General features: G+C 49.6%; 19 protein-coding genes and 1 pseudogene. 15 read left to right on the forward strand and 5 right to left on the reverse strand.

The window, feature by feature from the left end; translation table 11 throughout:
- The 6 genes and pseudogenes from PMI05_RS31415 to PMI05_RS20945 form a co-directional block, all read left to right on the forward strand.
- Window positions 1-133 (forward strand): annotated as a pseudogene (locus tag PMI05_RS31415) (cobalamin biosynthesis protein); the annotation flags it as partial.
- On the forward strand, window positions 130-1,506 hold the full coding sequence (locus PMI05_RS20925) for a cobyrinate a,c-diamide synthase (protein ID WP_007725966.1): 1,377 nt from the start codon (window positions 130-132) through the stop codon (window positions 1,504-1,506). The pseudogene PMI05_RS31415 and the gene PMI05_RS20925, both read left to right, overlap by 4 nt.
- Complete coding sequence (locus PMI05_RS20930) at window positions 1,499-3,040, forward strand: cobyric acid synthase (RefSeq protein WP_007725967.1); 1,542 nt, start codon at window positions 1,499-1,501, stop codon at window positions 3,038-3,040. The genes PMI05_RS20925 and PMI05_RS20930 overlap by 8 nt, the downstream gene beginning before the upstream one ends.
- A complete protein-coding gene (gene cobT, locus PMI05_RS20935; protein WP_007725968.1) occupies window positions 3,015-4,055 on the forward strand; it encodes a nicotinate-nucleotide--dimethylbenzimidazole phosphoribosyltransferase in 1,041 nt (346 codons plus the stop codon). Before PMI05_RS20930 ends, cobT begins: the two co-directional genes overlap by 26 nt.
- A complete protein-coding gene (gene cobA / locus PMI05_RS20940) occupies window positions 4,052-4,831 on the forward strand; it encodes a uroporphyrinogen-III C-methyltransferase (protein ID WP_007725969.1) in 780 nt (259 codons plus the stop codon). The genes cobT and cobA overlap by 4 nt, the downstream gene beginning before the upstream one ends.
- Before the next feature lie 29 nt (window positions 4,832-4,860).
- Entirely contained in the window at window positions 4,861-5,505 is a 645-nt protein-coding gene (locus tag PMI05_RS20945; protein ID WP_007725971.1) for a bifunctional precorrin-2 dehydrogenase/sirohydrochlorin ferrochelatase, read from the forward strand.
- 43 nt (window positions 5,506-5,548) lie between these two features.
- On the opposite strand, the gene PMI05_RS20950 is transcribed toward PMI05_RS20945, so the two are convergent.
- Window positions 5,549-6,328 carry a GNAT family N-acetyltransferase gene (locus PMI05_RS20950; RefSeq protein WP_007725973.1) on the reverse strand — a complete coding sequence of 260 codons (780 nt, stop codon included), beginning with the start codon at window positions 6,326-6,328 and terminating at the stop codon, window positions 5,549-5,551.
- A 90-nt stretch (window positions 6,329-6,418) separates the two neighbouring features.
- Here PMI05_RS20950 and PMI05_RS20955 point away from each other — a divergent pair, with 90 nt between their 5' ends.
- Both PMI05_RS20955 and PMI05_RS20960 read left to right on the forward strand, forming a co-directional pair.
- On the forward strand, window positions 6,419-7,114 hold the full coding sequence (locus PMI05_RS20955; protein ID WP_007725974.1) for a hypothetical protein: 696 nt from the start codon (window positions 6,419-6,421) through the stop codon (window positions 7,112-7,114).
- Window positions 7,098-7,646, forward strand: coding sequence for a peroxiredoxin (locus tag PMI05_RS20960; protein ID WP_007725975.1), 549 nt, complete (start codon window positions 7,098-7,100; stop codon window positions 7,644-7,646). Before PMI05_RS20955 ends, PMI05_RS20960 begins: the two co-directional genes overlap by 17 nt.
- Window positions 7,647-7,693: 47 nt before the next feature.
- On the opposite strand, the gene PMI05_RS20965 is transcribed toward PMI05_RS20960, so the two are convergent.
- Both PMI05_RS20965 and PMI05_RS20970 read right to left on the reverse strand, forming a co-directional pair.
- Window positions 7,694-8,926, reverse strand: coding sequence for a cation:proton antiporter (locus PMI05_RS20965; RefSeq protein ID WP_007725976.1), 1,233 nt, complete (start codon window positions 8,924-8,926; stop codon window positions 7,694-7,696).
- A gap of 2 nt (window positions 8,927-8,928) precedes the next feature.
- Window positions 8,929-9,426 (reverse strand): cation:proton antiporter regulatory subunit, encoded by a 498-nt coding sequence (locus PMI05_RS20970; RefSeq protein WP_007725977.1) that lies wholly within the window; start codon window positions 9,424-9,426, stop codon window positions 8,929-8,931.
- A 327-nt stretch (window positions 9,427-9,753) separates the two neighbouring features.
- Here PMI05_RS20970 and PMI05_RS20975 point away from each other — a divergent pair, with 327 nt between their 5' ends.
- Window positions 9,754-10,008, forward strand: a complete 255-nt coding sequence (locus tag PMI05_RS20975; RefSeq protein ID WP_007725978.1) for a hypothetical protein — start codon at window positions 9,754-9,756, stop codon at window positions 10,006-10,008.
- Between the two features lie 48 nt (window positions 10,009-10,056).
- Here the strand turns inward: PMI05_RS20975 and PMI05_RS20980 are convergent, their stop codons facing one another.
- A complete protein-coding gene (locus tag PMI05_RS20980; protein ID WP_007725980.1) occupies window positions 10,057-11,349 on the reverse strand; it encodes a dicarboxylate/amino acid:cation symporter in 1,293 nt (430 codons plus the stop codon).
- Window positions 11,350-11,597: 248 nt separating this feature from the next.
- Between PMI05_RS20980 and PMI05_RS20985 the strand changes: the two genes are divergently transcribed.
- The 3 genes from PMI05_RS20985 (at window position 11,598) to PMI05_RS20995 (ending at window position 14,668) form a co-directional block, all read left to right on the forward strand.
- Entirely contained in the window at window positions 11,598-12,347 is a 750-nt protein-coding gene (locus tag PMI05_RS20985) for a copper amine oxidase N-terminal domain-containing protein (RefSeq protein WP_007725988.1), read from the forward strand.
- Window positions 12,348-12,558: 211 nt separating this feature from the next.
- A complete protein-coding gene (locus PMI05_RS20990) occupies window positions 12,559-13,248 on the forward strand; it encodes a response regulator transcription factor (RefSeq protein WP_007725990.1) in 690 nt (229 codons plus the stop codon).
- A complete protein-coding gene (locus PMI05_RS20995) occupies window positions 13,214-14,668 on the forward strand; it encodes a HAMP domain-containing sensor histidine kinase (protein ID WP_039961119.1) in 1,455 nt (484 codons plus the stop codon). The genes PMI05_RS20990 and PMI05_RS20995 overlap by 35 nt, the downstream gene beginning before the upstream one ends.
- A gap of 5 nt (window positions 14,669-14,673) precedes the next feature.
- On the opposite strand, the gene PMI05_RS21000 is transcribed toward PMI05_RS20995, so the two are convergent.
- Window positions 14,674-15,723 (reverse strand): DctP family TRAP transporter solute-binding subunit, encoded by a 1,050-nt coding sequence (locus tag PMI05_RS21000; RefSeq protein ID WP_007725994.1) that lies wholly within the window; start codon window positions 15,721-15,723, stop codon window positions 14,674-14,676.
- A gap of 98 nt (window positions 15,724-15,821) precedes the next feature.
- On the opposite strand from PMI05_RS21000, the gene PMI05_RS21005 reads away from it, so the two are divergent.
- Genes PMI05_RS21005 through PMI05_RS21015 form a run of 3 tightly spaced genes read left to right on the forward strand, consistent with a single transcriptional unit; the run spans window position 15,822 to window position 19,495 of the window.
- Window positions 15,822-17,393, forward strand: coding sequence for a sensor histidine kinase (locus tag PMI05_RS21005; RefSeq protein ID WP_007725996.1), 1,572 nt, complete (start codon window positions 15,822-15,824; stop codon window positions 17,391-17,393).
- Window positions 17,380-18,141, forward strand: a complete 762-nt coding sequence (locus PMI05_RS21010) for a response regulator (RefSeq protein ID WP_007725998.1) — start codon at window positions 17,380-17,382, stop codon at window positions 18,139-18,141. The genes PMI05_RS21005 and PMI05_RS21010 overlap by 14 nt, the downstream gene beginning before the upstream one ends.
- On the forward strand, window positions 18,128-19,495 hold the full coding sequence (locus tag PMI05_RS21015) for a sigma-54-dependent Fis family transcriptional regulator (RefSeq protein WP_007726000.1): 1,368 nt from the start codon (window positions 18,128-18,130) through the stop codon (window positions 19,493-19,495). The genes PMI05_RS21010 and PMI05_RS21015 overlap by 14 nt, the downstream gene beginning before the upstream one ends.
- Window positions 19,496-19,502 lie beyond the last annotated feature (7 nt).

Below are 19,502 nucleotides of genomic sequence, written 5' to 3' on the forward strand. Positions count from 1 at the left end.
AGCGTACGGAGTGAGCGAGCCTGCCGCGAAGCTGTATGCTGGCGCGGGCGAACTCGTTTTGACCAAGAAGAAGTCGGGCAACACCACCATTTCGGTCGGATTGATGCCCTATCATGAGGAGGAGCGCGCATGACGGACAGCCGCCGTATTGTGATTGCCGGAACAGGCAGCGGAGCGGGTAAAACAACCGTTACCATCGGACTGATGGCTGCTCTGAAAAGAAAAGGGCATACCGTACAGGGCTTCAAGTGCGGACCTGACTACATCGATCCCACGTATCATACGGCTGTAACGGGGAGAGCTTCGCGCAATCTGGACAGCTTCATGCTGGAGCACGAGATCGTGAAGGAGATTTTTGTCCGCGGTAGCGAGGGTGCAGACATCTCGATTATCGAGGGTGTCATGGGTATGTACGATGGCAAGGAAGCGACCAGCGATAAAGGAAGTACGGCCGAAATCAGCATCCTGACTGGCTCTCCGGTTCTGTTGGTGGTCAATTGTCAGAGCATGGCGCGCAGTGCGGCTGCGATTGTCAAAGGCTTTCAATTGCTCAACCCACAGACGAGAATCGTCGGTGTCATCGCGAACAAGGTCGGCAGTGAAGGGCATCACAAAATCGTGAAGGCAGCGATCGAGCAGGAGTGCGGGATTCCGGTCGTGGGCTACCTGAAACGGGAGAACGAGCTGGAAATACCGGAACGTCATCTCGGATTGGTGCCATCTGTCGAGCGTGGAGAGCTGACACCGCTGTTTGAAAAGCTGGCTGATCTGATCGCGGAGACAGTCGATCTGGAACAAATCTGGGAGCTGGCAAAGGCAGAGCCGCTGAAAGCGGAACCTACGCTGTTTGCTCCGCGAAAAGCATCTGCCAATGTCACCATTGCTATAGCGAAGGACCCTGCTTTTCATTTTTACTATCCGGAAAATTTGGAGCTGCTCGAAGCATATGGCGCGAAGCTCGCGTTCTTTTCTCCGCTGGCCGGTGAGGGAGTGCCTGAGGACGCGGATGGCTTGTACATCGGAGGAGGCTTCCCGGAGGAATTTGCAGCAGAGTTATCGCAAAATGAAGCGGTAAAACAATCGATCCGATCTGCGATCACAAAAGGCTTGCCTACCTTGGCTGAGTGCGGCGGCTATATGTTTTTGACAGAGGCAATCGTGACGACAGATGGCGACAGCTATCCGATGGTGGGGCTCATCCCAGGCAAGGTGACCATGCAGAAAAAGCTCGCAGCGCTTGGCTATCGGGAAGTGCGCGGCAAGGAAGGCAATTTCTTGCTCGGCACCGAGGAACAGGCAAAAGGGCATGAATTCCATTACTCTACATATGCTTCGGATCAACAATTGCCAGCAGCATATGAGACGAAAGGGCTTCGCGGTACGAAACCGGAGGGCTATGCCCAGGATAATCTGGTCGCAGGCTATACTCACTTGCATTTCGGCTCTAATCCCGACCTGGTTGAGCGTTGGCTGAACCGATGCGCGGAGGTGGCCGCTCGTGCCTAAAACCCTCCCGTTGATGGTGCAAGGTACTAGCTCGGATGCAGGAAAAAGTGCGATTGTTACAGCGCTATGCCGGATTTTTGCCCAGGATGGCTACAAAACAGCTCCGTTCAAATCGCAAAATATGGCGTTGAATTCCTACGTGACACTGGATGGAAAAGAAATCGGCCGGGCACAGGGCGTTCAGGCGGAAGCAGCTGGAATTCTCGCGACGACCGATATGAACCCCATTTTGATCAAGCCGACACGAGATTCCGAATCGCAAATTGTCGTCAACGGCGAGCCATACGGCAACATGAAAGCCATGGCCTATCGGACGGAATTTTACCATGAGGGCTTGCGGATCATTGAGGAAGCGTATCAACGACTCGCCAGCACTTATGAACGGGTTGTCATCGAAGGGGCTGGCAGTCCGGCAGAGGTCAATCTGAATGACCGCGAGCTCGTCAATATGCGGGTCGCCCGTCTCACGAATGCGCCCGTCATTTTGGTGGCAGATATCGAGCGCGGGGGTGTGTTTGCCAGCTTGGTCGGTACCCTCCAGCTGCTTGAACCCGAAGATCGGGACCGCGTGATTGGTGTTATTATCAATCGTTTTCGCGGTGATTTGACACTTTTGCTGCCGGGGCTGGACTGGTTCGAAGAATATACGGGCAAGCCTGTCCTTGGTGTCGTGCCATTTATTCCAGACTTGTGGATCGATGCGGAGGATTCGCTGATTTTGCACCGTTATCAAGGTCAGCGTGAGACACCGCGAGAGATTGACATTGCGGTTTTGCGCTACCCGCGAATTTCCAACTTTACAGACGTGGACCCGTTTTTTGTAGAGCCGGATTGCCGGATGCGTTTTGTGACGCGTTTGGAAGAGCTGGGTGAACCAGACCTGATTGTCTTGCCAGGTAGCAAGAATACACTTGAGGATTTGCAATTTCTGCGAGAGACAGGTCTTGCCGCGGCGGTCAAAGACCTTCATCATAAAGGGAAGACGCATATCGTCGGCTTGTGCGGCGGCTATCAAATGCTGGGAGAATCCATTCACGATCCGGCTGGGGTCGAGTCTCCGTTGCAGCAGCTTGATGGGCTAGGTCTCATCCCGATGATCACGACGATGGAGCAGAAGAAAACGACAGTTTTGTCCCGCGGAGAAGCAGTATTTGCGAAAGAAAAGCTGACGGTGGAAGGCTACGAGATTCACATGGGGCAATCCGCTTATTCGAGCTATGATTTTCCTTTTATCCAGATGGAGGGGCGTACGGAGGGCTATTGTCAGGAGGAGGGGCAGTTGATCGGCACGTATTTTCATGGCCTGTTCCACAATGACCACTTCCGCACGCTGTTGCTGAATACCATCCGTGAGAAAAAAGGTCTCACACCCATTACGGATCGCCCATCCTTTGTCGCTCTGAGAGAGCAGGGGTACGATCTGTTGGCGGATACCGTTCGTCGCCATGTGAAGTTGGATACGATCGAAGAGTACATGAAGGCTTTTCAAGAAAAAGAGGTGCAGTATAATGTCAGTCATTTATCCGGCGATTGAGCCACGGAATCAGGAAGCAAGTGAGCAAACGAGACAGCATGTGGATCAGTTGACCAAGCCGCTTGGCAGCCTTGGTCGCTTGGAGCAATTGGCTATTGAGCTGGCTGGGATGACAGGTGAGACGATGCCTGTTGTGACACCGCCGGGCGTGCTTGTTTTTGCGGCCGATCACGGTGTGGCACGGGAAGGTGTCTCTGCCTATCCGCAGGAAGTGACAGCGCAAATGGTGCTGAATATGGTTCATGGCGGAGCGGGAGTCAACGTCTTCGCCAGACAAATCGGAGCCATCCAAAAAATCGTAGATGTCGGTGTAGCGGTCGAGGTCGAAGCACCGGGTGTTTATAACAAGCGAATCAGAGCAGGCTCGGGCAATATGCTGAAAGAAGCAGCGATGACCGCAGACGAAGCGCAGCGCTCCATTGCAGTTGGCCTCGAGATGGCAGAAGCGATTATCGGGGAAGGCGCCAAAGTCCTGATCGTCGGTGAAGTCGGGATTGGCAACACGACAGCAAGCAGTGCGATTCTGTCAGCCTTAACCGGAGCTGATCCTGAGCAAATCGTCGGACGAGGAACAGGACTGGATGACGCAGGCTGGCAACGCAAAAAGGCAGTTGTTCGTGACGTGCTTGCGCTGCATCGCCCGGATGCAACCAACCCGTTGGACGTTTTGGCAAAAGTCGGCGGAATGGAAATCGGAGCAATGGCAGGGGCAATCATGGGAGCAGCTTCACGCCGCGTTCCTGTGCTGCTGGACGGCTTTATTGCTACGGTAGCGGCTTTGCTTGCTGTTCGAATGGAGCCACTCGTTGCTGATTACTTGATCGCGGGTCACCGTTCTGAAGAGCCGGGGCATGATTTTGTCCTGCAAGCATTAGGCAAGGAGCCATTGCTCAGCCTAAATTTGCGACTGGGCGAAGGAAGCGGAGCAACATTGGCGTTTCCAATCGTGGAAGCAGCGACACGGATGGTTCGTGAGATGGCGACATTTGCATCAGCAGGAGTAAGTGACCGATGAGCGGCGCGGGGAAAGTCTATCTCGTAGGAGCTGGCCCTGGCGATCCAAAACTCATTACCGTAAAAGGAATGGAATGCCTGCAAAAGGCAGAGGTGGTTGTGTATGATCGTCTGGCAAATCCAGCTCTACTGGAGTACGCGCCACAGACGGCGGAACGCATCTACTGCGGCAAGCTGCCGGATCATCACACGATGAGACAGGAATCGATTAACGAGCTGTTAGCGGAAAAAGCGCTGGAAGGAAAAGTCGTCGTACGTCTAAAAGGCGGCGATCCTTGTGTATTTGGCCGTGCGGGAGAAGAAGCGCAGCATTTGGCTGAGCGAGGAATTGCCTTCGAAATCGTCCCGGGAGTAACAGCTGGAATTGCAGCCTCGGCGTATGCGGGTATTCCGGTGACACACCGCGATCACGGATCGTCATTTGCTGTTGTGACGGGACATTTGCGCGAAGACAAGCCGGAGTTAGCTGTAGAAAAATGGCGTGCTCTCGCGAATGGCATCGACACCGTTGCCTTTTACATGGGAGTATCCAATCTGCCGTTAATCCGCACCCAGTTAATCAAGCACGGACGCGATCCGCATACGCCAGTAGCCGTCATCGCTTGGGGAACACTCCCGCAGCAAGCGGTGGTAACGGGTACACTGGCTGATATTGAGGAACATTTGGCTGAAAACAGTCACATCACGAATCCAGCTATCATTCTGGTCGGTGATGTCGTGAAGATGCGTGAGAAAATCAACTGGTTTGAAGCTACGGTCGGAATGGAGCAAGTGTAATAATAGGAAGCCTGGGGGAGGGAACGCTGGTGACGCACTATGCCATGATGGTTAATCTACAAAACAAGCGTTGCTTGGTGGTCGGTGGCGGGCAGGTAGCCGAGCGGAAAATCGGCAGTCTGCTTGCTGCTGGTGCGGATGATGTCACCGTTGTGAGTCCCTCTTGTACGGCAACCATCCTTGAATGGGCACACGCTAAGAAGCTGATGGTAGCACTGCGCCCCTTCACCCCACAGGATGTAGAGGAGGCAGTGCTCATCATCGCGGCGACGAGTGATCCCGCTGTCAATCTGGCAGTATACGAAGCAGGCCGTCCGCATCAGTGGATCAATATCGTTGATCGCCCAGACCTCTGTTCCTTTACCGTTCCATCCGTCGTTGCACGTGGAGACTTGCAGATTGCTATCTCTACGGGTGGGAACAACCCGGGTCTGGCGAAGAAAATGCGCCGCCAGCTCGAAGAATGGGTGGGACCGGAATACGAGGACTACACGCTTTTTCTCGGCAGCATGAGAAGACAAGTACTCGCGCTGGGTGTGAGCGAAGCGGACAAACGGGCAATCTTGGCAGAGCTTTTGGACGACCGATTTTTACTATGGACCAAAAGTGGCGAAACCGACCGAAGGGATCGGGAGGCAGAAGCGCTGCTTAACAAAAGAGTAGATCAACACTGAAAATAGGATGGCTCTCACTAAGCTACTTGGTGGGAGCTTTTTTCTAGCTCTTTAGCCAGAGCATTTCGAAATGCCTGCCGACCTCTTGAAAGCCGAGCTTGCTGTACATTTTCTGTGGCGTATCATCCGCATAGGTCGTTAAATACATATGGGTGGCGCCGAGTTTTTTGGCGTCCTGCATCATGACCCGAATGATTTCCGTGCCGAATCCTCTACGCTGCCAGGCATCCAGTATAAAAAATTCTTCCATACGAACGAGCTCCTTGTAAAGATGCCATTCACATGCACCGACTGGCTCCTGATCGACAAAGCACACATACGGAATGATCTCACCTCTTCCATAAATCTCTCTTTTCCGGTTCGCTTTACGGACAGCAAAATCAGGATTGATCATGACGGAATCACTAGCAGTAAGGCAGCGTATACCTGCTTCCATGACGTCAGTTGAATCCCCTCGTAAAACGGAGCAGTGTGGATTCGGCTCCAGTTTATCGGCAACATCCAGCGGAGCAAGCATGTACAGCATCGTATTTACTTCAAACCCAAGCTGGGTCGCAAAAGACACTAACTCTTCTGAAAAAGGTAGCGACGGGTGCAGCTCCAGCTTCAAGTGGCCGAGTTGTTGTTCTTTGGCATGTCGAAGCTCTTGCTCGATGTACGCTTGCACCCAGTCTGAAGTGGGAACCGACATAATCTCTGTATAATTATGGCTATACATGTCCGGGACCGATTCATCGCGATATACGCGCACTTGTGGATGCTCCGTTCGCGTAGAAAAAGCAAGGGCATAGCGCTCCTGCAAAGTAAAAATATTCGTGAGCATTCCTTTATTCCCCATTTCCTGATATGGTGATAGTTGTTTGGATACTTGTCTTCCCTAGAGTAAGACATTTTCCTAAAGGAGGAAACGAAAATGTCGGACGCTTTTCAAATGGGCCCTTTTTTGTTGAAAATGAGCATGCTGGCGGTCATTGTTTCGCTTTCGCTCGGCTTTGTGGCCATATCCGCTCAGCTTAAAAATAACAGAGAAATGAAATCAGCCGTAATTGAGCTGTTGAGTAATGCATTGTTGCTGGCATTTCTCGTTTGGAAGTTCAGCTACGTCCTGTTTTATTTTTCGAAAGCGGTGGAGAATCCCTCATCCATTCTTTATTTTTCTGGGGGAGAAAACGGAGCCATGCTGGCAGTCGTGGCAGTTGTCGTCTACCTCACCAAGACGGTACGCAAAAAAGCGATTCCTGTTCATTTCGTCGCCTTGGGAATGGCGACAGGTTTTCTTGCTGCAACGGGCGCTTATCAGCTGCTCACGGTCGTGTTAGAACAGAGCAGCATGTGGTATCACGTACAGCAGGTCGCCATATGCGCCTTCTTTCTTTGGTGGCTGCATCGGGCAAAGGAAGGACTCATTCATCTGGCGGCTTGGCTTGCACCGGTGATGTGGTTTGCCATTAGCCAAGTCTATGTGTACTTTTTTGTACCGAATCGAGAAGCTGTGTTTGCAGGACTTTCCGGCGATCAGCTCATGTACTATGCATTCGCTCTCTTGCTGCTCTTTTTGTCCAGACGAGTGAAGCCGTTAGGGGGAACGACCGATGAAGAAGCATCATAATGTTTGGGCAATCGTCGTACTCTTGGGGCTTTTGGGATGGGGCATTATTGATGCGGAATTCTTGAACAAGCAGGAGCCCAGCGCTTCAGGCAACGGGCAGATTGGAATTGAAAAAGGAAATACTGCTCCGGATTTTGAACTCCAGCAGATAGGTGGCGGTACGGTCAAGCTGTCCGATTTACGGGGGAAAAAAGTCATTCTCAATCTGTGGGCGACGTGGTGTCCTCCTTGCCGTGCAGAAATGCCGGACATGCAGCGTTACTACGAAGAGAACAAGGAAAAAGGCGTCGTTATTCTGGGTGTTAATCTGACTGATACGGAGACGAGTCCGGAGGCGGTGGCGGATTTTGTGAAGTTGTATGGCATTACCTTCCCGATCCTGCTCGATCCCGATAAAGAAGTGGCGAATGTGTACAAAGCCATTTCGATTCCGACCAGCTACATCATTGATTCGAACGGCGTGGTCCAGAATAAATACATCGGCCCGATGAGTGAAGAAATCATGGAGAACATGTTGTCTGCGATCAAATAGAGAAACCGACAGCTGGCATAAATGCTGTCGGTGTGATGTTTCTCTTATTATCCAGCGTCTGCTTTGTTTTCCGGTTCTTTGAGTGGTGTCTTTCGATCCAGTCGAAACACAGCATTGAGCAACTTGTAAATATGCTTGGATTCCTTGGTCAACAATGGACCTAAAATGGCGAGAATCAAAACATAAAGAGCCGCAAATGGTTGCAGAATTTCCATGAGTGCGCCCGCTTTTCCGAGATTAGCCATGATGATGGAGAACTCACCGCGAGATACGATGGTCAGTCCAATATTGGTAGAAGCCTTGGGAGACAATCCGGCACTTCGTCCAGCCAAAAGTCCGGCGACGACGTTACCGAAAAGGGTGAGGGCAACTGCACCAATGGACAACCATACGGCTCCACCTAATGACAATGGATCAATTGTCAAACCGAAGCTGAAGAAGAACATGGCTCCGAAGAAGTCACGAAACGGCAGGATGAGGTGCTCGATGCGCTTCATGTGTTGTGTTTCTGCCAAGACGAGACCTACGAGCAATGCTCCGATGGCTTCGGCAACATGGATCGTTTCGGAAAAACCCGCAATCAGAAACAGAGCGGCAAACACCGTAATCATAAACACTTCGTTTGATTTGATGTTCAATGCCCGATTCAGGAAAGGTACGAGCTTGCGGCCTACGATAATGAGGAGAAGCATGTAGCCGAGTGCAATCAATGCGGATGAGAGTACGCCAGCAAGAGAAGTTGCACCGCTTAATACCAAGCCGGACACGATCGAAATATAGACGGCCAAAAATATGTCTTCGAACATGATGATCCCCAAGATCATCTCTGTTTCGCGATTTGCTGTACGTTTGAGATCCACCAGTACTTTTGCCACAATGGCACTGGAGGAAATAGTGGTAATACCAGCGATAATCAAAACTTCTTTGAGTGGAAATCCAGCGGCCCAACCAAATACGAGGCCGAGGGTAAAGTTAATCACGATGTAGATCGTACCGCCTACGGCAATGGATCGACCAGCCTTGATCAGACGACCTACCGAAAATTCCAGTCCGAGGTAAAACAACAGGAAGAGTACGCCAAGTCTGCCCATAAATTCGATGAGCGGGGCGCTTTCAATAAAGCGGAGATCAAACAAACCGATGTCGGGAGCGTGTGGACCCACGATCATCCCGACGAGAATGTAGAAGGGTACAATGGAGAATTTTAACTTCATAGAGAGGAACCCTGCAATTGCTATGAGTGCGAGGGCAAGACCGACTTCAAAAACGATGTGCTCCAATATCACTCACCTCCGTTGCTGAGATTAGTCTTGAGAGCCTTCACCTGCTTCCGTTCACCTGCAACGACCAACGTAGATCCTGAACAAAGGACATACTCGGGGCCGGGATTAATCGTTTGTTTATGGTCTTTTTCGATAACAGCGATGATGGTAGCGCCTGTTTCTTGACGAATGTTGAGCTCCCCGATTGTCTTGCCAATGGCAGGAGCGTTGGGCTCAATTTTGTACCACTCAATCATGAGTTTGTCTAACGCAACCTCGACTGTTTCCAGTGCAGATGGTTTGTACGTCAAGCCGCCTACGATGGCAGCAATTTGTCTCGCCTCATCATCGTCAAGGGTAACCATGGAGATCGTTTCGTCCATATCATCACGGTCAAAGTGATACATTTCCCGGCGGCCGTCATCGTGAATGACGATAACCAGCTTGTCGCCACTTCTGGTTTCGACCTGGTACTTCCTACCGATTCCTGGTAAATCGGATTCTCTAATTGAGAACATGTAAGATCCTCCTTCGCGCAAAACACTGTATTGGCATAGATAGCTGCTCTTTTTTCCCAGTGAGCAACAAGTCGTCAATAATTATTTGGAATTATATCCATTCCGGTGATATTTTAGTAATAATCCCCCCTGTTGTGCGGATTATTGTCGACAGTCATACCTACATCAACTATTATACACGAAATGACGTCATTTTTCTTTGAAATGAAACATTTTTATTAAAAAGTGACACACTTATAAACGAGCAGGAATATTAACCTTCCTCTAAAACGCGGTCGCTCCACCATGAGTGGGCTTCGATAGAGGTTATTTTAAGGATGATGAAACATGGCGAACAAACAGTATCGATTAACAGAAGCTGAATGGATCTTTATTCAAGACATGCGGTCCATGGATATGGATGAGTTATTGGACATCGTGATCGCATTGCGCAATGAGGTAAAGGAGCTGGAGAAAAAAGCGGAGCTGATCAGAGAGCGCGAGAAAGAGGGCTGGCAGGAGGAGTATCAGGCAGCACAGAAGCGAATTAATCACCTGCGACAATTTGAGCAGGAGCTTCGTAAGACATGGCCAAATGACTAAAGCAAAAAGAGGTTCTCTCTCAATAGGAGAACCTCTTTTTTATAGGGACTAGGCGATGATCGGTTTTGCTTCTGCATCGTTGTCCGACTCGATAGCGGTTTCATCTGCTTGCTGGACGCGTCCCGGATGGAACTCATTTTCATGCTTGGCTATGACCACGGTAGCTACGCCATTTCCGATCAGATTCGTGATGGCACGAGCTTCTGACATGAATCGATCAACACCGAGCAAGAGGGCAATGCCTTCGACCGGTATGATAGGGAAGGCTGCCAAGGTAGCGGCGAGTGTAATGAAACCAGAACCTGTGACACCGGCAGCCCCTTTTGACGTAATCATCAGGATTCCTAAAAGGGTGACCTGCTCCCAGAAGCTGAGCTCGATGCCATATGCCTGGGCGATAAAAATGGCAGCCATAGATAAATAGATCGAGGTGCCATCCAGATTAAACGAGTAGCCCGTCGGTACGACCAGACCGACAACAGATTTGGAGCAGCCGTACTTCTCCAGCCGATCCATCATTCTCGGAAGAGCGGACTCTGAGGAGGATGTACCGAGCACGAGCAGGATTTCCTCCCGAATGTATTTGATAAAAGAGAAGATGTTGAATTTGTAGTAGCGCGCGATCCCGCCGAGTATGAGAATAATGAACAAAAACATCGTGATGTAGACAGCCGTCATCAAAAGGCCAAGTCTGGTCAGCGAACCAATGCCGAATTTGCCAATCGTGTACGCCATTGCACCAAATGCAGCTATTGGAGAAACCTTCATGATCATATTGACGACACCAAAAAATCCATGTGCCAGCTTGTCAAACAGCTTGATGACAGGCTGGGACGCTTGCCCCATGGCAGCGAGTGAAAGGCCAAACAGGACAGCGAAGAACAGAATAGGCAACAGCTCGCCATTTGCCATCGCCCCGACGACGTTTTCCGGGATGATCCCCGCAATAAAATCAATAAAACCGTTGTTACTCTGAGCAGCTGCCTCCGTGTACTTGGAGACGTCCCCACTGGTCAGTCCCGTTTTGTCAAAGCCTACCCCAGGCTTGATCAGGTTGACCACGAGTAGTCCGATTGCTAATGCGATTGTGGTAACGATTTCAAAATAGAGCAGCGCTTTGCCGCCGATCTTACCGACCTTTTTCATGTCACCCATACTGGCGATTCCATTCACTACGGTGAAGAAGACAATCGGTGGAATGACCATTTTGATCAGTTTGACAAAAATATCGGCCAACACCTTCAGCTCTGCGCCAAATTTGGGTGCAAAATGACCAACTAGGATACCGAGAATGATGGCAATAACGACCTGTACGGTCAGATTTTTAAAGTTGATCCGCATGAAATTCGTTCCTCCTCCAGATTTTGAAAACGCTTTATTCCTCTCTTTCGCATTGTATAAATTGTGTGAAAAATTGAAAATGATACGGTCATATTGGTTGTTTTGGTCCTTTTGGTCATAGAAATCCCCTCAAATTGGAAAGGAAAAAATCAATTGTTGACATACTCTCGACACGAACGATAGGTAAAGTAAGTAATGTACATAGTGACACGAAAGAAATAGACAACCGGGAGAATGGAGGATTTTCTATGTTCAAGAAGCAATATCTGGCGATTGCCTCGGCGTTGATTCTGACTACCACGCTTATTCCGACGAGCTCTCAAGCAGCGACTGGAACGAAGAATCTGCAAGCTAAGTACAACAACATTAAAGTTATCTATAACGGTGCAGCTGTTCCAACTACAATCGAACCATTCATCGTAAACGGAACCACGTACATTCCACTTCGTATGATGGCTGGCGTTTTCAACAAGGATGTAGCATGGGATGGCGCTAAGTACACCGTTACGGTAAAAGACATGCCTAACTCCCAGCACGCAAACGAGTTGGCTGCACGTGATGCTCAAATCAGAAGCCTGCAAAACACCATCGATAGCCTGAACAAAGAGATCTCTGATTTGAAAAACGGCAAGAAAAACAACAATAATAACAACAACGATGATGATATTCAGGATGCCTTGGATGATCTGGAAGATGATCTGAATTCTGATTACGATGACTACAAAGACCTCAAATGGAGCATCTCTCTGAAGGGCGATGAGGATGATATCGACGTAGAAATCGAGATCGATCTGGATAAATACAAAGATGAGTTCGAGGATCTGGATGACGATGGCGATGTAGAGGCACTCGTTGAAGATATTATCAAAGATATCTGGGACGACAAGGATTTCGAAGATGCCGATATTACAGGTGAAGTCATCGACAGCGACAATGACGATACGATTTATGAGTTTGAAGGCGATGCTAGCGACGAAGACATCAACTTTGACGTGTAAAATGATCTAAAGTGGGGACGTTTCTCACAAAAAAAGCCTTGCTCCTTTTCACAGGATGCAAGGCTTTTTTCCTATTTTCCAAAAACATCAAAGCCAAATTTTAATACGAGGTTGTAAACTGATAGAATAGAAGTACGTAGACTATTAGAGAGACCATGCGAGAATTCTCGAATAGGAATGATCATATGTCTGTAAATCAGGTAGGGAAGTTATGAAAAGCATTTTGTTGGTAGAAGATGAACTGGTGATATCGCGCGTGCTGAAGGCTTACTTGCAAAAGGCAGGGTATGAGGTCTGGCAAGCGAACGACGGAATCGAGGCGATGGAGCTTTTTGACGAAAAAAAGCCGGATCTTGTTCTGTTGGATGTCATGCTCCCTGAACGCAACGGGTGGGAGATCCTCCAGTACATTCGCGAAAAGAGCTCCTGTCCGGTCATTATCATGACGGCGCTCGGTCAGACAGACCAAAAGCTCAAAGGACTCAATCAAGGGGCCGATGACTACATAACGAAGCCTTTTGTCGCGGATGAAGTAGTTGCACGAGTCAATGCGGTGCTGCGCCGCTCCGTTATTTTGGTGAAAGATCAGGAAACCCGACTATTTGGAAGCTTAAAAATAAACTTTCAGTCCCACCACGTGACGTTGCACGGTCTCGAACTGACGTTTCACCCGCGCGATTTGTCCTTGCTGCTTTTTCTGGCACAAAATCCGAATCAGACCTTTACCCGTGAGCAATTGATCGAACAAGTATGGGGAATGGACTATGGTGGCAGTGACCGTGCTGTAGACCTGGCGATCAAGCGGGTCAGAAAGACACTGGAGAATTGGCCAGTTCAGGAAGGCGAGATCAAGACGCAAAGAGGGGTTGGGTATCAATTCTGTGTTTATAAAAAACAATGAGCCCGTATCGCTGCTGCGCTATTGGACCACACGCTATCTATTCACCCTCGTGATCGGACTGCTCATCATTGGGGCTGTTTCTGCCTATTGGATCAAGTACGCTGCGATTGAAAAGCAGATCGAGGTCACCCGACTGTTTGCAGAGGAAGTGGCTGATCGAGTCGTCGATGATGTTGGAAATATTTTGGTGGGGGAAAAACTTCATCAGGTATTGGATAATCGGCGCAAGTTTATGGGTGTGGATCGCAACCTGATTTTGTTCATTGAAGATGTAAAAGGAGAGGTCGTTTACAGTCGACCAACCAAGCTTCCGCCTCCTTTGCAGCAGGCAGCTCCTCAGTTGTTGGAGCAGGCGGATACGTGGGATAAAGTGAGGCATCCGTCAGGTGAGACCCTGTATGTAATCAGGAAACATTTGGAGTACAATGGTCAAATCATTGGCAAGGTGATCTTGCTTTTCCCAGAAACAGATATCAAGGTAGGTAAAGAAGAAATCCAATATTTGGTCATCATGCTGGGCAGTTTGGGTGTGCTTGGCTGGGCCGTTATTTATTTTCATGCGCGGAAGCTGTCTGAGCCGATTCAAAATGTGGTGATGTCTGCACGACAGATCGTAGAAGGAAACTACGACGTCTTGATCAATAAAACGATCAAGGAAAAAGAAATTCACGAGCTGGTGCATACGTTTGCGGAAATGGCCGACCGTCTTCGGCAGTTGGAAAGCATGCGCACAGAGCTTTTGGCTGGAGTGACACATGAGCTGAAAACCCCCGTTACGTCGATTAGCGGATTAATTCAGGCGATTAACGACGAGGTGGTTTCCGGTGAGGAACAGAAGGAGTTTTTGGAAATCTGCTTGAAGGAAACGAAGCGCCTGCAAAAAATGGTAGAGGATTTGCTAGACTTCAATTCATTTGCCGTAGGAGCGATCACCGTTTGTCAGGAAGAGCAAAACGTGAACAAACTGATCCGCGAGATCGCCTCACAATGGCAGATTGTCCACGACCTCGGTCACGTGACGTTTACCGTTTGGGTTCTGGAAAAGCAGGCGATGATCTATGTCGATCCGGGCCGTGTGCAGCAAATCTTGATTAACCTTTTGAACAACGCGAAACAGGCTGTCGGTGAGAAGGGGAGCATAGCGCTCACTCTATACGAAACGGACACCGATTTACGAATCGACGTCAAAGACGATGGGCCAGGAATACCTGCAAAGGAACAGCCTCTTGTGTTCGAGCGTTTCTTTCGGGGAAGCAATAAAAAAGACAAAGTACGTGGACTCGGTTTGGGGTTGTCCTATTCTCGCATGATGGCGAAGGCTCTTGGCGGAGATCTCCTCCTCGCAAAAAGCACGTCAGAGGGATCTGTATTTACGCTGATTTTGCCCATGCACAAGGAGCAGAAAGAGGAGATTGCTTGAGAGCTTCACCGGCGTTGGTGGAGCTCTCTGATTTTCTGCATCAAGGGTTCTCCGATACTCGGAGCGAATTGATCGTAGACTGGCTGTAATGCTTCGATCCAGGCGGCACGTTCTTCGGCAGTCTGTATGTGGATGTGCATTCCCCCATTTTCTTGGAGCAAGCGCAGCTGTTTGTCATTCATCGAAACAGCTAATTGATTATTGTAAGTTGTCGCTTCCTGCATCGCTTCCGATATGGCCTGCTGAATATCGGCGGGGAGGTTGTTCCAAAACGTTTTATTAATCACGACGGTGTAGCCCAGATAGCTGTGATTGCTGATCGTCATGTGCTTTTGTACTTGGTAGAGCCGTTTGGTGTACACATTGGAGATCGTATTTTCTTCGCCGTCTACTTTTCCGGCAGCCAGCATGCTGTATAATTCATTGAAGGAAGAGCCTACAGGGATTGCCTGGAGCGTGCGAAACTGAGCTTCGATCACGTTGCCTGGAATGATGCGCAAGCGTTGTCCGACAAAATCGGAAGGCATGATCAACGGGCGGTTGGCGGTGACTTGCTTAAAACCGCTTGCCCAGAAGGCCAGCCCTTTCATGTCGGAATCTTCAAGCTTATCGAATAGTATTTGACCGATTTCCCCATTGAATACGGTTTCGACATCCTCCTGGGATCGAAACAGATAAGGCAGATCAAGGACAGCCCACTCAGGAATCGTGTTCGACAGATAGGAGAATGCAGGTGCGATCATCTGGATCTCGCCGTTTTGCAAAGCAGTCATCTCGGTTTTCTCGGTATGAAGGATACTGTTGGGAAAGACTTGTACCTCTACACGTCCGTTTGTCTTTTCCTTCACTAGCTGGGAAAAGCGTTCGATGGTTAGCCCCTTCGGTGTATTTTCCGCGATTACGTGGCTGAACTTGATAATTATTTGATTGGACAGTCCTACCTGTTCTTCGTCGTATCCTCTGTTTTCCATCAGGAAATCTGGTCCGAAGCCTATAATGACAGCGCTCACAAGTCCGAGTATGACAATGAATGTACTGGTTACCAATGATTTCATTTTCAAACACCTGCTTATGTTGAATGAATTTGAGTTGCAAACCCAATGGAAAGGAAAGAACGAACCTGTTTGAACGCTTAACAATCAAATGGAAGATTATGCTGCTCTCCGTCGGAATCGTTCTTTTTTCTTTGATCATCGGAAACTTGATCATGGCCGGAGGGATTATTCGGATTACGGAAACCCAACTGGGACAACGGCTGATGACCACAGCGCGCACGGTTGCGACGATTCCAAATGTACAAAAAAGCATCCAGGAGCCAGACGGGTGGAAGGTGATCCAACCGACAGCAAACAATCTGCGCGTCGTCAATGATGTGACGTATATCGTCGTGCTGAATAAGGAGCGTGTCCGTTACTCAGACCCATTAGATGAGCGAATCGGTACGGTATTTATGGACCCAGCGGTTGATGAGGCCTATGCCGAGCACTCCTATTTTCAGAAAGTGAAAGGAGAGATGGGAACCGCTCTGCGGGCCTACGTGCCGATCATGGATGACCAGCATCAGCAAGTGGGTGTTGTCTTGGTCGGACGTGTCATGCCTGATGTTTGGGGGATCTTGTACACCGAGCGAAACAATATCGCCCTGACCTTTTTCTTCTCCTTATTGTTCGGGGTGTGGGGCTCCTATCAGTTGGCCCGTCACATGAAAAAACAGATGCTCGACCTAGAGCCGGACGAAATCGCGCGAATCCTGGTAGAGAGAACCGCAACCTTCCATGCTATGCATGAGGGGGTCATCGCCATCGACAATCGGGAGCGAATCACGATTTTTAACGACCGAGCGAAGCAAATTTTTGGCATAGAAGGAGAGGTGCTGGGCAAACACATACGCTCTGTCCTGCACGACACAAGATTACCAGAAGTGCTGGAGCTTCGCCAGAATTTTACCAACACGGAAATTCACGTCGGCAATACGCTGCTTTGGTCGAACCGTTTTCTGATCAAGGTCGAGGAGAAGATCGTCGGTGCGATTGCGATTTTTCAGGACAGAACAGAAGTGGCGAGAATGGCGGAGGAGCTGACGGGCGTAAAAGAATTCGTTGGTGCACTGCGGGTACAAAATCACGAGCACATGAATCATTTGCATACCATCGCAGGTTTGCTCCAGCTCCATCAGCATGAAAAGGCACTCGCGTATTTGTTCGAGGTCAATGAGCAACAGGAGGAGCTCACTTCCTTTTTAACAACACGGATCATGGATGAGAATTTATCTGGACTCTTGATTGGCAAAGTAAGTCGCGGAAGAGAGCTGGGCATCCGTGTTGTCATTGATCGCAGGAGTCATCTGGAACAATTTCCGCCGTATATGGATCATCACAATTTCGTGCTCATATTGGGAAATCTGATCGAGAATGCCTTTGATTCACTGGAGCGAATCGAACGCGAGGAGAAGGAGATCATGATCAGTATCGAGCAGGACGAAGAGATTTGCTCCATCCTGGTGGAGGACAACGGAAACGGCATGGACGAAGAGACGCGCCGACACATGCTAGAACGGGGATTTTCTACGAAAGAACGAGCGCACCGTGGACTTGGTCTGCATTTGGTGCATCAGTTGGTCAATAAAGGGAAAGGTGAGCTGGTTTGCCATTCGGCACGCGGAGAAGGGGCCAGTTTTCTCATAACGTTTCCGATGGGGGAGGTGGAGAGTCATGGAGAAGAATAACGATAACATTCGCGTACTGATTATGGAAGACGATCCGATGGTACAGGAAATCAACAAGCAGTTCATTGAGCGCGTCCCGGGCTTCGTCGTCGTAGGAATTGCAGCCAATGGGGCAGATGGACTCAAGCTAGTGAATGAACTCACTCCTGACCTGGTGATCATTGATATTTTCATGCCGATCCAGGACGGGGTGAAGGCGCTGATAGAGTTACGTGCCGCCAAACATGCGGTTGACGTCATCGTCGTGACAGCTGCAAAGGATAAGACCACGATCCAATCGATGCTGCGCAATGGTGCGATGGACTATATTATCAAGCCGTTTCAATTCGAACGGATCAAGCAGTCGTTAGAAAACTATCGAGAGTTTCGCCGACGGATTGATTGGGAGGGAACAGCATCCCAGGATGAGGTCGACCAGCTGCTATTCCGCAAAAGTCCAGAAAAAGAACAAGCCGATGCTACTCCAGGCAGGGCAGTGCTGCCGAAGGGACTGCACGCTGTCACCATGGAGCAAATCATGCGCCAGGTCGAGAAAGAGAGTCAGCCACTATCGGCAGATGACGTGGCCGAACGCGTAGGGATCGCGAGAGTGACGGCCAGACGCTATTTAGACTACCTGGAGAAGAGCGGGAGTGTCAGAATGGATGTCAGCTATGGTGGGGTAGGCAGACCAACGAATCGCTATGTACGTGTCACTCCACAAGATGCGGGGGGCACGGGAGGTAGAGAGCGCCATGATCGATTATGAAGCGTTAATAGGCTCGCTGTTTGATATCGTGCACGTAACAGACGCCGAAGGCAGAACCTTGTATGGCTCGGGAAGATATGAGGAATTTTTCGGAATCGATCCCAGAGAGATGGTGGGCAAGCCGATCGAGGAGTTTTATCACCCCGGTTATTTTGCGCCAACGATCACGAGGCGGGTCATTCGTGACAAGAAAAAGGTACACACAATTCAAACCACCCGGAAAAATCGAAAGCTTTTTGTGGAAGGCACGCCGATTTGGGATCAGGACGGGAATTTTAGCGGAGTGGTTCATACTTTTATTGATATAACTAGCCAGGAGCAACTGCAGCAGGAATTAAATGAAGTCAAATACGTTGGGACGGTCTTGCAGAGTGAAATGACCAAGGAGAACAACAGACAAAAAGGAGAAACTAGCTTGATCTACCGCAGTCAGTCCATGGAGCAGGTCGCCATGTTGGCCAAAAAACTGTCGCAGGTAGAATCATCCATGATCCTGTTAGGAGAATCAGGCGTCGGAAAAGGCGTGCTGGCAAAATACATCCATGAGTGCAGTCCGCGGGTGGACAAGCCATTCGTGCACATCAACTGCGGAGCCATTCCTGAGACATTGCTGGAGTCAGAGCTGTTTGGCTATGAAAAGGGTGCTTTTACAGGAGCGTTCAAAGATGGTAAGGCAGGTTTGATTGAAAAGGCAAACGGAGGCACGCTGTTTTTGGACGAGATCGGGGAGATGTCTCTCTCCTTGCAAGTGAAGCTGTTGAATGTGTTGCAAGAAAAAACGATTACACCTGTAGGTAGCTCTGTTTCGCGAAAAGTAGATGTAAAGCTGATCACGGCCACGAATAAAAACCTGCGGCAAATGGTCAAGGAAGGCAAGTTTCGCGAGGATTTGTACTATCGCATTCACGTCGTCCCGTTGGAAATTCCACCGCTGCGCGAACGGCAGGAAGAGATACCCGTGCTCGTTCATTACTTTCTCAATGTCTTTTCGCAAAAGTACTGTTTGGAAAGACAGCTCGCAGATGCCTGCTATCGCATCCTCAGTGAATACGATTGGCCTGGCAATGTACGAGAGTTGGAAAATGTTGTGGAACGGCTCGTCGTCACGTCTCACGATGTCCTCATTACGCCCGCGCAAATTCCGCGTTATATTCATAACCAAGAGTACAGTGAGCACAAAGGGATCAAGGTAGATCGTGTGATGGCGATGCAGGATGCCATGGATGAGGTGGAGCGCCAGCTCGTGCACCGGGCGTATGAGCAGCATAAGACGACGACAAAGGTAGCGGAAGCGCTCGGAATCAGCCAGCCGTCTGCAAGTCGCAAGCTGCGAAAATGGCTATGCACCATTTGACACAGAT

This window comes from Brevibacillus sp. BC25 (assembly GCF_000282075.1).
In the GTDB taxonomy this organism is placed as follows: domain Bacteria; phylum Bacillota; class Bacilli; order Brevibacillales; family Brevibacillaceae; genus Brevibacillus.

Bases quoted from the DNA above. Each gene is read 5' to 3' on its own strand.
- PMI05_RS20925 (WP_007725966.1), top strand. From the start codon at position 130: ATGACGGACAGCCGCCGTATTGTGATTGCCGGAACAGGCAGCGGAGCG.
- cobT (WP_007725968.1), top strand. From the start codon at position 3,015: ATGTCAGTCATTTATCCGGCGATTGAGCCACGGAATCAGGAAGCAAGT.
- cobA (WP_007725969.1), top strand. From the start codon at position 4,052: ATGAGCGGCGCGGGGAAAGTCTATCTCGTAGGAGCTGGCCCTGGCGAT.
- PMI05_RS20950 (WP_007725973.1), bottom strand. From the start codon at position 6,328: ATGCTCACGAATATTTTTACTTTGCAGGAGCGCTATGCCCTTGCTTTT.
- PMI05_RS20955 (WP_007725974.1), top strand. From the start codon at position 6,419: ATGTCGGACGCTTTTCAAATGGGCCCTTTTTTGTTGAAAATGAGCATG.
- PMI05_RS20960 (WP_007725975.1), top strand. From the start codon at position 7,098: ATGAAGAAGCATCATAATGTTTGGGCAATCGTCGTACTCTTGGGGCTT.
- PMI05_RS20970 (WP_007725977.1), bottom strand. From the start codon at position 9,426: ATGTTCTCAATTAGAGAATCCGATTTACCAGGAATCGGTAGGAAGTAC.
- PMI05_RS20975 (WP_007725978.1), top strand. From the start codon at position 9,754: ATGGCGAACAAACAGTATCGATTAACAGAAGCTGAATGGATCTTTATT.
- PMI05_RS20980 (WP_007725980.1), bottom strand. From the start codon at position 11,349: ATGCGGATCAACTTTAAAAATCTGACCGTACAGGTCGTTATTGCCATC.
- PMI05_RS20985 (WP_007725988.1), top strand. From the start codon at position 11,598: ATGTTCAAGAAGCAATATCTGGCGATTGCCTCGGCGTTGATTCTGACT.
- PMI05_RS20990 (WP_007725990.1), top strand. From the start codon at position 12,559: ATGAAAAGCATTTTGTTGGTAGAAGATGAACTGGTGATATCGCGCGTG.
- PMI05_RS21000 (WP_007725994.1), bottom strand. From the start codon at position 15,723: ATGAAATCATTGGTAACCAGTACATTCATTGTCATACTCGGACTTGTG.
- PMI05_RS21005 (WP_007725996.1), top strand. From the start codon at position 15,822: ATGCTGCTCTCCGTCGGAATCGTTCTTTTTTCTTTGATCATCGGAAAC.
- PMI05_RS21010 (WP_007725998.1), top strand. From the start codon at position 17,380: ATGGAGAAGAATAACGATAACATTCGCGTACTGATTATGGAAGACGAT.
- PMI05_RS21015 (WP_007726000.1), top strand. From the start codon at position 18,128: ATGATCGATTATGAAGCGTTAATAGGCTCGCTGTTTGATATCGTGCAC.